At 71.2% G+C, this 13706-nt stretch carries 10 protein-coding genes and 1 pseudogene; 5 read left to right on the top strand and 6 right to left on the bottom strand.

Annotated features, from left to right (window positions below; all coding sequences use genetic code 11):
• The 3 genes and pseudogenes from VM306_RS27400 to VM306_RS27390 form a co-directional block, all read right to left on the bottom strand.
• A pseudogene (locus VM306_RS27400) lies at positions 1–421 on the bottom strand (hypothetical protein); the annotation flags it as partial.
• Complete coding sequence (locus VM306_RS27395) at positions 418–1386, bottom strand: nucleoside hydrolase (RefSeq protein ID WP_325520166.1); 969 nt, start codon at positions 1384–1386, stop codon at positions 418–420. The pseudogene VM306_RS27400 and the gene VM306_RS27395, both read right to left, overlap by 4 nt.
• Complete coding sequence (locus VM306_RS27390; RefSeq protein WP_325520164.1) at positions 1383–4133, bottom strand: toxin glutamine deamidase domain-containing protein; 2751 nt, start codon at positions 4131–4133, stop codon at positions 1383–1385. Before VM306_RS27390 ends, VM306_RS27395 begins: the two co-directional genes overlap by 4 nt.
• A gap of 946 nt (positions 4134–5079) precedes the next feature.
• Here VM306_RS27390 and VM306_RS27385 point away from each other — a divergent pair.
• Both VM306_RS27385 and VM306_RS27380 read left to right on the top strand, forming a co-directional pair.
• Positions 5080–5292: a hypothetical protein gene (locus tag VM306_RS27385; protein WP_325520162.1), complete on the top strand. Its 213-nt coding sequence runs from the start codon at positions 5080–5082 to the stop codon at positions 5290–5292.
• A gap of 81 nt (positions 5293–5373) precedes the next feature.
• Positions 5374–5607: a hypothetical protein gene (locus VM306_RS27380; RefSeq protein WP_325520160.1), complete on the top strand. Its 234-nt coding sequence runs from the start codon at positions 5374–5376 to the stop codon at positions 5605–5607.
• A 31-nt stretch (positions 5608–5638) separates the two neighbouring features.
• Here the strand turns inward: VM306_RS27380 and VM306_RS27375 are convergent, their stop codons facing one another.
• Together VM306_RS27375 and VM306_RS27370 are read right to left on the bottom strand one after the other, a co-directional pair.
• Positions 5639–6472, bottom strand: a complete 834-nt coding sequence (locus VM306_RS27375) for a hypothetical protein (RefSeq protein ID WP_325520158.1) — start codon at positions 6470–6472, stop codon at positions 5639–5641.
• A gap of 15 nt (positions 6473–6487) precedes the next feature.
• Positions 6488–6991, bottom strand: a complete 504-nt coding sequence (locus VM306_RS27370; RefSeq protein WP_325520156.1) for a YbaB/EbfC family nucleoid-associated protein — start codon at positions 6989–6991, stop codon at positions 6488–6490.
• Positions 6992–7157: 166 nt separating this feature from the next.
• Here VM306_RS27370 and VM306_RS27365 point away from each other — a divergent pair, with 166 nt between their 5' ends.
• Genes VM306_RS27365 through VM306_RS27355 form a run of 3 tightly spaced genes read left to right on the top strand, consistent with a single transcriptional unit; the run spans position 7158 to position 13391 of the window.
• A complete protein-coding gene (locus VM306_RS27365) occupies positions 7158–8552 on the top strand; it encodes a TIGR02677 family protein (RefSeq protein ID WP_325520154.1) in 1395 nt (464 codons plus the stop codon).
• On the top strand, positions 8549–9628 hold the full coding sequence (locus VM306_RS27360) for a TIGR02678 family protein (RefSeq protein WP_325520152.1): 1080 nt from the start codon (positions 8549–8551) through the stop codon (positions 9626–9628). The genes VM306_RS27365 and VM306_RS27360 overlap by 4 nt, the downstream gene beginning before the upstream one ends.
• Positions 9621–13391 (top strand): TIGR02680 family protein, encoded by a 3771-nt coding sequence (locus tag VM306_RS27355; protein WP_325520150.1) that lies wholly within the window; start codon positions 9621–9623, stop codon positions 13389–13391. Before VM306_RS27360 ends, VM306_RS27355 begins: the two co-directional genes overlap by 8 nt.
• 111 nt (positions 13392–13502) lie before the next feature.
• Here VM306_RS27355 and VM306_RS27350 read toward each other — a convergent pair.
• Positions 13503–13706: hypothetical protein (locus VM306_RS27350; protein WP_325520148.1), on the bottom strand; the 204-nt coding region annotated here is incomplete at its 5' end.

Raw genomic sequence — 13706 nt, 5'->3', positions numbered from 1 at the left:
GCGGCCACCCGCGGCCGCCGGGACCCGGGGTGTGCTCGGCGTTGGGGCGGAACTCGTCGGACCCCTCCGCGCGCAGCCAGCCGAGGATCGCGCAGCGCGGCACGCCCAGGTGCGCGAAGGCTTCCAGGTCCCACTCGGGGTTGACGATCGAGAGGCCGGGGCCGGGGTTCCCGCGCGGCACTCCCCGCTTCCACGGCGATGGCGGACCGGCGGCAACGTACGCGCGCGGCTCGCCCCCGTCGTCCGGCACCTCGACCGCGGGCAGCGGGACGAGGACGTCGTCGATCGCGTCGTAGGGCACGTGCCACTGGCCGCGGACCAGCACCACGTCGTCGGTGAGGATCCGCAGGCCCTCGGAGGCGGAACCGTGCGTGCGCACGATCCAGTCCCAGGCCTTCCGGATCACTTCCTCGCGGTTCATCGGGTCCCTTCGAGTGCGGCGTCCAGCCTCCGGCCGAGCCAGGCCCTGAACGCCGGGTAGTCGGCCTTGACGCTGAGCCGGACGAGGTTCCCGTCCGGCGCGGTGGTCATCCGGCCGATGTCGTCGAGCACCACGCGTTCCCGGCGCAACGCGACGAACGGCAGTTGCAGCGCGGCGGCCAGCGCGAGCGCGTCGTGCTGGATCGTGCCGGGGTGGAAGCGGTCGAACCACTGCGCCATGTGCGAGGCGACGAGCCTGGCCCACGCGGGCGCTTCCGGTGCGGAGAGCTTGCGCCAGTCCGCGGAGTCCTTGGTGATCTCGATCGCCGGCGTGAAGGTGGTGTCCGACAGCACCAGCTTGGGCAGCTTCCCCCTGGTGATCAGGGTGTTCGCCGCCGCCGGGTCGAGCCGGAAGTTGTGTTCGGCGCGCTCCGGGTCGCGGTAGTTCAGCGCGCCGCCCATCTGCGTGACGACCAGCCGTTCCGCCAGAGCCGGGTTCTCGGTGAGGAGCGCCGCGAGGTTCGTCGCGGGACCCAGGCCCGCCCACCGCACCGGGCCGCTCGCCTTGGCCACGACGTCGTCCACCGCTGTGGCGACGTCGGTTGCCTGTGGTGCCACGGAATCCGGTACCAGCCCGGCGATGCAGTCCATCCTGGTGTCGCCGAGGTCGGCACCGGCCACCACCGGCACGTCCTCGCGGCCGAGCAGGTCCAGCAGGTGCCGGACGAACCGGGCCCTGCGCCCGCCGAGTTCGTCCACAGTGGACACCAGGGCGAGTGACGGTTCGGCGGCGGCGATGACGAGCGCGATGGCGTCGTCCGGGTCGCCACCCGCGTCCGTGTCGATGATCAGGGGCGCGCCCTCCTGCGACGGCGGAAAAGCCTCCCCCGACACCGTCTGCGGCAGCCCGAACCGCTGCGCCAGGCCGGCCAGCTCCGCACGCTCCCGGTTCAGCTCCTCACTCATGACTTCCCCTCCCGCAGGCGGCGCGCGTACTCGTCGCGTTCCTGAATGCCCGGCAACGCGGCGAACTCCGTCCACACCCGGCGTTGCTCGTCGGGCGGGAGGTCGCGCACAGCGTCCTCGACGGCGGCGACCGCGCCCTTGTCACCGCGGCGCACCAACGAGTCCATCACCTCCCGGAACCTCGGGTCGGTGCCCGAATCCTCGGCCACCCACGACCGCACCTGGTCACGGCCGTGTTCGGCCCGCGCGGCCAGTTCGTCCCGCCACGCGCCGCCGTCGGCCCTGAGCTCGGCCATCTCCCGTGCGACGTCCACGACCGCGCGCAGGCTCATCGCCTTGGCCCCCTCGCGCACCGCGGGATCGGAGAACGGCTCGGCGATCTTCATCGGGTTGATGCCCCTGGTGAGGTCGTCCTCGAACCGCTGCGGCTGCTGCACCGGTCCGTCGTCGTCGATCCTGCGCGGACTGGACATGGTGCCGTGCAACGTCTCCTCGATGACACCGATCGCGTCCTGGTGCGCGAACGTGCGGCCCGGGTCGTCGGACAGCTCCCGCAGTGGTTTGCCGCCACCGTCCTCCGGTTCGAGGTCGACCAGGTACCCCTTCTTCGCGTCCGGGTGCGGGTCGCCGGGCGACTGGCCGTGGAAGGCGTAGTGCCCCTGGAACTCCGGGTCCGGGTACGCCGCCGTCAGCATCTCCTGCACGGTGCCCTTGTAGCTGGTGTCGACGAGGCTGATGCCGCCGCCGGAGTGGATCGGCACGCCCGCCGCGTCGAGGTAGTCGGACAGCCGGTCGTACGCGCCCGGCACGTCGGACTCCGCGACCTTCTTGTGCAACCGGAACTCGTCGATGGCGCTGAAGTCGCGACCCGGGTCGTTGCGCTCGACGTCCCGCAGCGCCGCCTCCACGACCGCCCGCGACAGCACGACCTCACTGGCGTGCCGGTCGAAGAACACCGGGTCGAGCTCCCTGCTCGCGAGCGCGAGACTGTGCCCGTCCCTGCCGAGGAACACCACCCGGTGGTCCGGATCGCCGTCCGTGATCGCCTCGAGGTCGTCGTGGATGCGCGCGGCGACGTCCACGATGATCGGCGCCGTGTACTCCCGTGCCACGTCATAGGTGTCCGCGAGCGCCTGCCGCTGCTCCGGGTCCGTGACGCCGAGGGCGTCGGCGACCTGGTCGACCGCCTCGTCGCGCTGTTCCTCCGGCGTCGCACCGTAACCGCCATCGTCCTCGACGTGCGTGTGCACCGTGTCGTCCGTGTAGTCCTCCGAGAGGAGACGCACGTCGGTCGCGTTGTCCGGCAGCTCCGCGAGCCTGCCGGTCTGCGGATCGGCGTACGCGACCCCGTCCGGCGTGTTGACGACTCGCACGACGTGACCCTGCGTGCGGCCGTCCTCGTCGGTGTACCTGTAAGCGACGGCGCCCCGCGAGTTCTCCGGTGTGCCCGCCATCGCCTTCGTGACGCCGTCGAAGTCCTGGTGACTGGTCCACTCGCCGCCCAGGGCCTCCCGGACCCGGCTCAGCCTGCCCTGCTCCGGCACGTCCTCCGGTTTCGTCGGCCGCGCCTCGACCTGCTCACCGTGGTAACGCCGTTCGTCGGCGATCATCGCCTCGACGCAGTTGGTGCCGTGGCCGTCCTTGTACAGGTTGTGCGCGTTGACCTGCTCGATGCCGGGGAACCGCTCCTGCACCACCCGCTGCTGGCTCGCCTCGTCGCCGTGGCCCGCGTGCAACGCCTTCGGCACCGGCGGCTCGTAGGGCTCGCCCGCCAGCCGCGACGCGATCTGCGCGGAGGTAGGCAGGGGCTGTTCGGGCTTTCTCGGCTGTTCGACGGGCTTGGGCTCGTGCGGCGCCGCCGCTTCCGCGGTCTCCGCGTCGCGCACCCATGAGGGCCGCATGTCGATCGGCGGTTCGTGCGGCGGCTTGTGCTGGAACTCGTCCGGGACCTTCGGCGCCGTCTCCCGCGGCCCGCCGACGAAGTCCGGGTTCGGCACGAACTCGCCCAGCTTCTTGTCGCCGTTCGGCTCGACGACGACCTTGTGCCAGCCTTCGACGTACCGCCAGTCGATGCCCCCGGCGTGCAGCGTCTCGCTCTCCCTGTGCCGGACCCCCTGGTCGCCCATCCGGTTCTGGGTGTGCTCGGAGAGGATGCCGCCGGGCGCCTTGACCCGGTAGACGTAGGAGCCCTTGCTCTCGTCCTTCGGCCTGGCCGCGGGCGGAGTGCTGGTGTCCGTCGGCTTGCCGCCGGTGAACGTCATGGCCACGTCGAGGTCGCTCGTGGTGCTGACGAACCTGTTGGTGCGCCCGTGGATGTGCCGGAGGATGTCCGGCGGGTCGTGCGGCCGCGGCGGGGTGAACCCGCCCGCTTGCCTGACCTGGTCGGGATCCTGCCCGGTACCCCGGAAGAGCACGTTGTCGTCCGACAGGAAGTCGTCCACGTGCCGGCGGACGATCTGCCCCTGGTCGTAGTGGGACAGGTCGACCTGCTGGATCGCCACGGGAGGCCGGCCGTCGGGCGTGTGCTCCTGCGGGTCCGGGTTGTGGGTGTTCTGGTCCGGCCGCTCCTGCACCGGCCTGTCCTGCGCCGGCCTCTCGCCGGGACGGCCGGGCGTCCGGTCCGCCAGGTGGTCGGCAGGCCGGTGCATGGGCACGCCGCGATCAGGCGTGCCGTGCGGACGGACAGGCGTCTGGCCGGGCTGCCGGTTCTGCGGCGGGGTGCCCCGGTCGTGAGGGGCGGGAGGCATCCCGTTCCCAGGTCTGCGGGGAACACCACCAGGTGCCTCGCCCGGCATCGGACCCCGCTGGCCAGGACCCCGCTGATGCGGTCCGGGCGCATGTTGCGGCGCGCCGTGCTGCGGGGCGCCGTGCTGCGGGGCCCACCCGCGCGGCGGCGCGGCCCGCGGGTGAGCGGCCTGCGGGTGAGCGGCCTGCGGGTGAGCGGCCTGCGGGTGAGCGGCCTGCGGCCCGACCGGCCCGCGAGGAGCCCCACCCGGCACCGGTCCACCGGGAGGCGTGCCCGTCGGGCCGAAGCCCTGCGTCCTGTGCGGCGCACCGCCGTCGGGCGACGGTCCCCGTGGCACCATGCCCGGACCTCGCTGCGGCGCACCGGCACCCTGGGTTCCTGTGGCACCCGGCCCGTTGCCGAACGGCGTGCTGCCACGCGGTGGCACGCCGGGACCGCCGGTGCCAGGTCCTCCGTGCTGTCCGCCGGGAGGACGTGCCGGTCCGCCGTTGCCAGGACCACCGGGACGCATCGGCGCGTTCTGCGGTGCGGGGTGCCCGCCCTGCGGTCCGAAGGATCCCGCCGGCCCTGGTCCCGCCGTGCGCGGACCAGATGAGGCACCACCCGGCACCGGCCCGCCCGCGCTGGAAGACGTCATCGGCGCACCAGCCGGCCGCGGCCCGCCGGCCGCAGGTCCACCGGAAGCGGGTGGCCTGCCTGCCGGAGGTCCACCGGTGCCGCCGGGCGCGGTGGCACCACCCTGCGGTCGGCCACCGCCCGGGACGGGACCGCCTGCCGGGGGCATCCCCGCGGGAGGCCTGCCCTGGCCACCGGGTCCCCCGTTCGAGGCGATACCCGTCTGCGACCTTCCACCCGGAGGTCCGCCCGCCGGTGCCGGACCCGTCGGCGCCCGACCGGCGTCAGGAGGCCCGCCCGCCGGAGAAGTGCCGCCCCGCGCCAGGTCCGGCGTGCGGGAGACCGGCCCACCGGACGCGGCGGGAACGGCCGGCCGCGGCGGCCCGGACGGCGCACCGGGCAGCGTGGGCGGAGCCGAAGGGCGTCCGGTCGACGAGGTCGACGGCGTGCTGCTCGAGGAGTTGCCCAGGGTCTGGACAGGCGCCTTCGGCTGGATGCGGTTCATCGACGACGCGACCGACTGGTCGGTGTTGCGCGCGGTGTGAGCGGTTTCCCTGGTCTTGGTCCCCGCGTGATCTGCCGCCGCGGCCGCCTTCTCGGCGCCACCGCGTGCGGTCTGGATCGCCTTGTCGGCGTGCTGCATCGCCACCTGGCCGAACACGCCGGCGCTGCCCGCGGTGGCGTTGATGTTCAGCCTGCTCGCGACGCTGGAGCGGACCTGGTCGCCACGGTTGGTGATCCTGCCGCCGAGCGACTCGACGGCATCCGGGTCCATGCGGGTGCCACGGCCACCGACACCACCGGGCGAAGGCGACGGCGACGTGGAGTGGCCGGTGGTGGTGTGCGAGCTACCGCCGTGATGAGAGGAGGACCCCCGAGTCCGACCGGTCATCAGACGGTGGCAGGCGGCATGTCGTAGGGCTTCACCGCGTCGTAGGCGGACTTCGCGTACCCGCCGTACTCCGCGAACCGCTCCAGCCCCTTGACCAGGCCCTCCATCTTCTGGGCCAGCTTGGCCATGCGGCCGCCGAAGCGCGCCATCGCGGACGCCAGCTTCGACAGCCTGCCCGCGATCTTGGTCGCCATCATGGCGGCGCGCGTGCCCGCGTACCCGGCGAACGCGGCGACGGAGCCGCCCAGCGTGACCACGGCGGACGCGGCGGCGATCAGCGCGCTCGCGATCAGCTCACCGATCAGGTCCGAGATCCAGCCGAACACCAGCGACCGCAGCTCGCAGACCAACGCGCCGGACAACGCGTAGATCGCCGCAGTGCCGTCCATCGTCTTGCCGAGCGCCTCGTACTCGGCGGCCATCTGCTCCATCTCGCGCCTGAACGCGTCTCCCGACGCGCCCTCCCAGTCCGACACGCCGCGCAGGTCCTCGCGGTGCTCCAGGGCGATCGTCTTCATCTCCAGCGCGGCCTGCTTGAGCTGGTCGGTGTTCGCGTTGATCTCGTCCGGATCGCCCAGCAACGCGTCCAGCGGCTCGCGCAGGAAGTCGACGTGCTCCAGCAGCCAGCCGACACCGGCGGACGCGAGCATGCCCAGCGGGTTCGCCATGGTGCCGACCAGGTCCACCACCACACCGGCACCGCCGAGCGCGACGTCGATGACGTCCGGTCCTTCACCCTCGGACTCCGACGTCAGCGAGTCGACGAAGCCCGCGACGCTGTCCACGACACCGGCGCCGGTCGACCACGTGGTCGTGCTGTTCTCCTCCGTCATCGTTCCCCCAGACGGTCAGTACTTCTTGAAGATCGAGCCGTCGCCGAAGTCCTCGTCCTCATCGGTGTTCGGACGCGGCGCGGGACGACGGGCGGGCGGCGGCGCGGAGGTCGCGGCGCGCTCCTCGTACTCCTCGTTGAACGCGTAGCCCGGCGCCTTCGGCTGCTCTTCCTCCTCGGGCGGCGGCAGGTACTCGGTGATCATGCGATAGGTCTCGGAGCCCTCACCCTCGACCGCGCCGAACGTCTCGGCGACCTTCACCGCCGCACCGCGCTGCGCCTTGCGCGCGATCTCGAGGATCTCGCCGGAGAGCTGGCCGTGCGACTTCCGCATGGCGTCCGCCGTCAGCTCGAGACCGGTCAGCGCGCCGTTGGGCGCGACGGTCACCGTGATCGCCCCGTCGTTCGAGGAGGCCGAACCGCCCGCCCGCGCCAGCCCCTCCTGGACCGCGGCGGCCTTCGCCTGCGCATCGGCGATCTTCGCCTCGAAGTCCCGCATCCACTCTTCGGGCGTCTTCACCCTGCACTCCACCCCAGCGCTCGTCCGTACGGCCCAAAGGATTCCACACCCGAGGTGAGCGCGTTGCCCGAACGACCGGATGGAAGCGCGACACGATCTGGTCGTCCTGATGGCCGCCGGCAAGTGCCACCCGGACGACGTATGGACACCAGCTACGGTGACACAGGTGACGACGTTCCCACCGGTGCCCGCGGACCTGTTCCGCTTCACCACGACCGACCACGCGGAGCTGCACACAGCAGTGCTGCGCGCGTTCGGCGTGGCGAACGCGCGCCTGGAGACGGCCCTCACCCTCGACGACGTGCAGCAACGGCTCCGGGAAGCCGGCTGGTCCGAGCAGGTGACCGACGACGAGCTGACCACCTCGCTGACCGCACTCCGTCAGTGGGGCTTGATCGACAGCACGCAGCACCGCTACGGCCTGACGAAGCTCGGCGAGGCGGCGTTCGCGGGCGTGCAGCACGCCCTGAAGACCCTCACGAGCAGCGGCTCCCTGCAGACCGCCGTCCTCGACGCGATCGCGGACCGCCTCGACGAGCTCCGGACCACGCAGGACGACCGCCGCGTGTTCACGGCGTTGATGGAGCTCGAAGGGCACTTCGACGCCCTCCGGACCGGCACCACGCGGTTCAACGCGGACCTTCAGCGGATCCTCAAGGACGAGCAGGCAGACCTCGCCACGTTCCAGGAGGTCAAGCGCACCACGATCACCTACCTGCGCGACTTCATCGGTGAGCTGGACGCGCGCAAGCAGCAGATCCGCGACGGGATCGGCGCCATCGACGCCGTCAAGACCCGCGAACGCGCGCGCAACGGCGCCGACCTCCACCAGGGCGACGAGCTGTGGCTGCAGCAGCGGGCCGCGCACTGGAAGGACCTCCAGGCGTGGTTCACCAGGGCCGACGAGCTGCAGGACGTGGCGCGCAAGGCGATCGTGCAGCTGTTGAGGGTCCTCGACCGCATCAGCGAGCAGCGCAAGAAGCCGACCAACACCGCGGCCGACTTCCGGGCGCTCGCCCGGTGGTTCGCGAGGACCGAGACCGAGGACGAGGCGCACGAGCTGTTCAACGCCGCGTTCGGGCTGTGGCCCGCGCGGCACGCCCACCTCGCGCACGCCGACGGTGAGCTGCTGCCGAGCGGCGAGCCGTGGCACAACACGCCGCCGGTGCCGGTGTCGCCGCAGCTGCGCGCGACCGGCAAGCAGGAGCACATCGGCAGCACCGGCAAGGTCCGCGACGTCGAGGAGGTCCGCCGCAACCGGCGCGAGCAGGCGGAGAGGGAACGCCGCGAGCTCGAACACGCCTGGTCGCAGATCCAGACCGACGGCGCGGTCCGGATCTCCACGCTCACCAGCCTCGACCACGACACGTTCCACCGCCTGATCGACCTCGTCGGCAGGGCCCTCGGCAGCGACCCGGACAGCACCGGCACGCGCACGGCCGGCACCACGGACGGCAGGATGCAGATCAACCTGCGCAACGCCCGCGGGTGGGCGACGATCACCACCCAGAAGGGCACGCTGAGCGGGCCCGACTACGTGATCGACGTGCAGAGCCGATGAGCAGGACCGGGAACCAGCTGGCACGGCTGGAGAGCGAGGAGGTGGCGCGTGGCGTACGACTGCTGCTCGCCCGTCCGCTGCTCACGGCCGTGTACGACCACGACGGCTTCGACCTCGTCAGAAGGCGCCGCGAGCCGATTGTGAAGTGGTTCGACTACTACTGCGGCTGGCGTGTGCTCGTCGAGCCACGGGCCGGATACGCGCGTTTGTTCAAGACGACGCAACGGCCCGACCGCACGCGTCCCCTGTTCGACCGGCGGCGGTACATGTTGCTGTGTCTGGTGTGTGCGGAACTGCTGACCACTCCGACGACGACGGTGGACGCCCTGACGACACGCACGAGGCAAGCGGCCGCGGCCGAGGGGTTGCCGTCGTTCGACCTGGACCGGCGCAGCGACAGGACCGCGCTGGCCGACGTGCTGACGTTTCTCGAGGAGCACGGCGCCCTCGAAAGCGACGAGGTGCAGGTGCGCGCGGATCCGATGCTCATCACCCGCCTGCTCGCCGCGCCGAACCCGCCGTCCGCGGTGGACGGCATCGCGGACCTCACCCACGAGTCGCGGTACGAGAGCGCGCACCGCAGCCTGTGGCAACGGCACTCCGTGATGCGCCGGCTGATCGACGATCCCGTGGTGTACAAGGAGGAGCTGACCGCCGGCCAGCTCGCGTTCCTCGCGTCCCCGGCCGGCCGCAAGGTCGTCCAGACGGGCGTCGGGCTCGCCGGGTGCACGCTGGAGGAACGCGCCGAGGGTTTTCTCGTGGTCGACGCCGACGCGATCGCCACGGACATGAGATTTCCGGACGACGACAGCAGCGCGAAGGTCGCGGCGTTGTTGTTGCTCGACCGGTTGGCACCAGGTCCCGCACGGTTCGAGGACCTGGTCGAAGAAGCACGGGAGCTGCTCGCCAAGTTCCGCAACTGGGCGAAGGCCTACCAGTCGGACGGCGGTGCGGGCAGGCTGGCGGCGGACGGGCTCGCGCTGCTCGAGGCGTTCGGCCTCGCGCGCACGGACAACGGCACCGTTCGCAGGCTGCCCGCGGCAGCCAGGTACGCGGTCGAGGAGCAACATGGCTGACCGGTGGCAACCCAGCCGCGCCGGGATCATCAACGTCTGGCGCTACTACGACGAGATCTTCTCGTTCTACCAGGGCAGACTGCTGCTCAGGGGTCCCAACGGCACGGGCAAGTCGAAGGCCCTCGAACTGCTGCTGCCGTACCTGTTCGACGCGAACCTGCGCCCGCACCGGCTGTCGACGTTCGGCAGCGCGGACCGCACGATGCACTGGAACCTCATGGGCGAGGGCAACCAGGGCAGCACGCGCGTGGGGTACGTGTGGCTGGAGTTCCAGCAGGGCGACGAGTGGTTCACGTGCGGTGCGCGGCTCCAGGCCACCACCAACACGTCCAACGTCATGGCCACGTACTTCACGACGTCGTTGCGGATCGGCGATCTGAACCTGGTGAACGAGGCCGGGCGGCCGTTGACCAAGGCGGATCTCGTCGCGGCGATGGGCGACCACGGCGTCGTGCACGCCTCACCGGCCGACTACCGGTACACGGTGCGCACGACGTTGTTCCCCGGTGTGACCGAGCAGCGGTACGACTCGTTGATCACGGCGCTGCTGCAGCTGCGCACGCCGAAGCTGTCCGAGCGGCTCGACCCGAGCGTGCTGTCGTCGTTGCTGTCCAAGGCTTTGCCGCCGTTGGACCAGTCCGACCTGACGGAGATCGCCGAGGGGTTCGAGCGGCTCGACCGCCAGCGCGAGGAGCTGCGGCGGCTCGACGAGGAGATCGTCACCGCCGCGAAGCTCGCGGACGTCCAACGCACCTATGCGCAACGTGTGCTGGGTGCGGCGGCCTTTGCGTTGTCGACTTCTTCTGAGCACCTCGAAGACACGACGCGTGCCGCACGGATGAGCGAGCGGCGTTTCCAGCGCCAGGTCACCCTGACGGACGAGGCCTTCGAGCAGCTCGCGGCGCTCGGACGGGAAGCGAGCGCGGTCGACGCGGAGATCTCCGGCATCTCCGACCTGCCCGCGTACCAGGAGGGCAAGCAGCTCGACCTGTTGCGGCAGCAGCTCTTCGCGGCGACTTCGCGCGCCTCGGAGGCCGCCTCGCACGCCGCGAAACTCCGCGCGCGTGCCGTTGCGGACGAGGAACACGCGTCGCAGGCGAAAGCCGACGCTGCTGCCCGCGCGGACGACTTGCGGCGTTCGGCTGCGGAAGCGCGTGCGGCCGCCGAGCTCGCGGGCATGCCGTCGGTCTTCGAGGAGATCAACGCGACCGCGGACGCGCGTACGAGCCGTGAGCTGCTCACGGCCGCTGTGGACTCTCGTGTCGCCGAGATCAGCTCTCTCATGAGTGCCGTGACTGCGCACGAGAGAGCTGTCGACGCACGGGATGCCGCGCGCCGACGGCTGGAGGAAACCCGCGAGGAACTCGACCTCGCCGCGGAAGCCGAGATCGCAGCGCAGTACACGTTCGAGCAGGCGTTTGCGAAGTTCGGCGCGGACTTCGAGACGTGGGCGCACGGCTGCTCCGAGCTGAGGGTGTCCGACCACGGCGAGATCGTGGAGGCCGCTGCCCTCGCCCGCGAGGAGTTCAGCGCCATCGAGGCACGGCTGCACGAGACGCGCACGTCGTTGCACGGTCAGCTCTCGCAGTACAACTCCATCCGCGAGAAGCTCGCCAACCAGGTCGACGTGCCGCCACCCGCGCCGTACACGCGTGATGCCGACTACCGCGCATACGCCACGGGGGCCCCTCTGTGGCGCCTGGTCAACTTCCGCCAAGGCACGCCACCGGCCGTGTGCGCCGCGGTCGAGGCAGCCCTGGAAGCCTCGGGCCTGCTGGACGCGTGGATCACGCCGGGCAACTCGTTCGGCCTCTCCGACCAGGACCGCTTCGCCGAACCGCTGCTCGCGAGCCCCGCTCTCGGCCGCTCGCTGCTGGACGTGCTCGTCACCGAGGACGAGCGCTGCTACCAGTTCCTCGAGACCATCGCGTTCGGGGAGACGGCCACCGGCCACGTCGCCGCCATCGGCACGGACGGAACGTGGCGCGTGGGCAACGTCCACGGCCGCTGGCTCAAGGAGGCGCCCACCTACATCGGCGAGGTCGCGCGCCAACGCGCCCGCGCGGGCCGGATCGCCGAGCTCACCGGCCTGATCGAACAGCTGGCCACCGACCTGTCCGGTGTGGACGCGGCGCTGTCCCAGATCGCCGTGCGCCGCGCGACCCTGGCGGGCGAGCTGGCGCGGCAACCGTCGACGGAGCCGATCGAGGTCGCCGAGGAGCAGCGCACGAAGGCGCAGCTGCGGTGCGCGGCGAGGAAAGACGCCGTGGCGGCCGCCGCTCGCCGCGTGGCGGAAGCCGAGGCGGCGTTCTCCGTCCACAACGTCACGGACGTGCCCGACATGGACGCCGTGGTGGCGTTCCGCGCCGTGGCCCATCGTTGGCTGGACGACCGCCACGACGCGTTGGCCGCGGAAGCGTTGTCCGTCGAGGCGGGCAGCCGTGCGTCCGTGAGCAGCTCTCTGGCCGACGAAGCCGAGGAAACCACGGCCGCCCGTCAGCAAGAAGCCGCCGACCTGGCCATCACGCTGGACACCGTCGAACGCTCCGCGGGCTCCGAGTTCCACGCTCTCGACCAGCAGCTCATCACGTTGCGCACCAAGGCACTGGCCCTGGCCGAGCAACGGGAACTGCTGCAAGACAAGCAAACCGGCCTAGCGCGCACCCTCGGCACGTTGGAGGAGAAGCGCAAGAACGACACGGCACGCGCCGCAGAGGCCACCATCGCCTACGAACTGGCCGACGCCCGCTACCGCCACCTCACGTCCGCCCACCTGCCCGTGGACGCCGGCGAGGTCCCGGACGGCCCCGTGGACCCGCGCCTGATCCGCGACGCCGAGTCCCGCCTGGGCCTGGCAGTGCACGAGGCCCAGCACCAGCTGGCAGGCCGGATCGACCTGTCACTGGACCCCGACGACGACGTGACGGTGCTGACCGCATCCCTGGACGGCGCGCGCATGGGCGCACACGCCCTACTTGAAGCCCTGCAAGTCGAACGCGACCGCGTGCGCACACACATCACCGACGCCGAACGCGACCTCTTCGACCAGACCCTTACCGGCGACACCCGAAGGCACCTGGCCCAACGGATCCAGGGCGCCGCCGAGCTCGTCGACACCATGAACCAGCACCTGGAGCGCGTCCAAACCGCCTCGGGCATCCGCGTGCAGCTCGACTGGCAGGTAGACCCCCAACTACCACCGGGCACAAGAGAAGCCCGCGACCTACTGCTGCGCACGAACCTGGACGCCTCAGAACGCGCCATGCTGCACCAGTTCTTCCGCGAGCGCGTAGAAGAAGCACGCGCCCACGACACCGCAACGGGCTGGGAACAACAACTGGCCCAAGTGCTCGACTACACGACGTGGCACCAGTTCGTCGTGAAGGTCGACCGCGGCGAGGGCTGGGTGCCAGTGACCAAACGCGTCCACGGCGCGCTGTCCGGCGGCGAAAAGGCCATCGTGCTGCACCTCCCCCTCTTCGCAGCGGCAGCAGCTCACTACCACGCCACCCCGACCGCACCACGCCTGATCCTGCTGGACGAGGTCTTCGTGGGCGTCGACGCCACCAACCGCGGCCAACTGCTGGAACTGCTGGTCAACTTCGACCTGGACCTGGTCCTCACCTCGGACCACGAGTGGTGCGACTACCAGGAGCTGACCGGCATCGCGATCCACCAGCTGACCACGGGCACCGACGGCGACGACGCGGTCACCACGGTCCGCTTCACGTGGGACGGCCACAGCCTGCAGGCCGACGACTAGGGCCTGTATCGAGGTCTCGTTCGATGAGAGTCGCGCCTGAGGTGGTTCCGGCCGTGCCCCCAGGGGCCGCCTCAGGCCCGGCTATCGCGAACACGGACTTCGATACAGGCCCTAGCTCCCGAACAACGCCAGGAGCTCCCGCTGCTCCTCGGTGAGCACGAAGGACGGGTTGCGCCGCGGGTAGATCTCCGCGGCCTCCCACAACTCCTCGCGCACGCTGGACGCCACGCCGATCTTGCGCCCACGCGCGCGTAGCTCACCCACGACTGCGGCGGCATCGAACAGGTACACGGCGTCGATGACCATCGGGCTCGC

This window comes from Lentzea sp., from assembly GCF_035525475.1.
Lineage (GTDB): Bacteria > Actinomycetota > Actinomycetes > Mycobacteriales > Pseudonocardiaceae > Lentzea.
This window is presented reverse-complemented; position numbering and strand designations above follow the sequence as displayed.

Coding starts and splice junctions, on each gene's coding strand:
- VM306_RS27395 (WP_325520166.1), bottom strand. CDS start 1,386: ATGAGTGAGGAGCTGAACCGGGAGCGTGCGGAGCTGGCCGGCCTGGCG.
- VM306_RS27390 (WP_325520164.1), bottom strand. CDS start 4,133: ATGCCTCCCGCCCCTCACGACCGGGGCACCCCGCCGCAGAACCGGCAG.
- VM306_RS27375 (WP_325520158.1), bottom strand. CDS start 6,472: ATGACGGAGGAGAACAGCACGACCACGTGGTCGACCGGCGCCGGTGTC.
- VM306_RS27360 (WP_325520152.1), top strand. CDS start 8,549: ATGAGCAGGACCGGGAACCAGCTGGCACGGCTGGAGAGCGAGGAGGTG.
- VM306_RS27355 (WP_325520150.1), top strand. CDS start 9,621: ATGGCTGACCGGTGGCAACCCAGCCGCGCCGGGATCATCAACGTCTGG.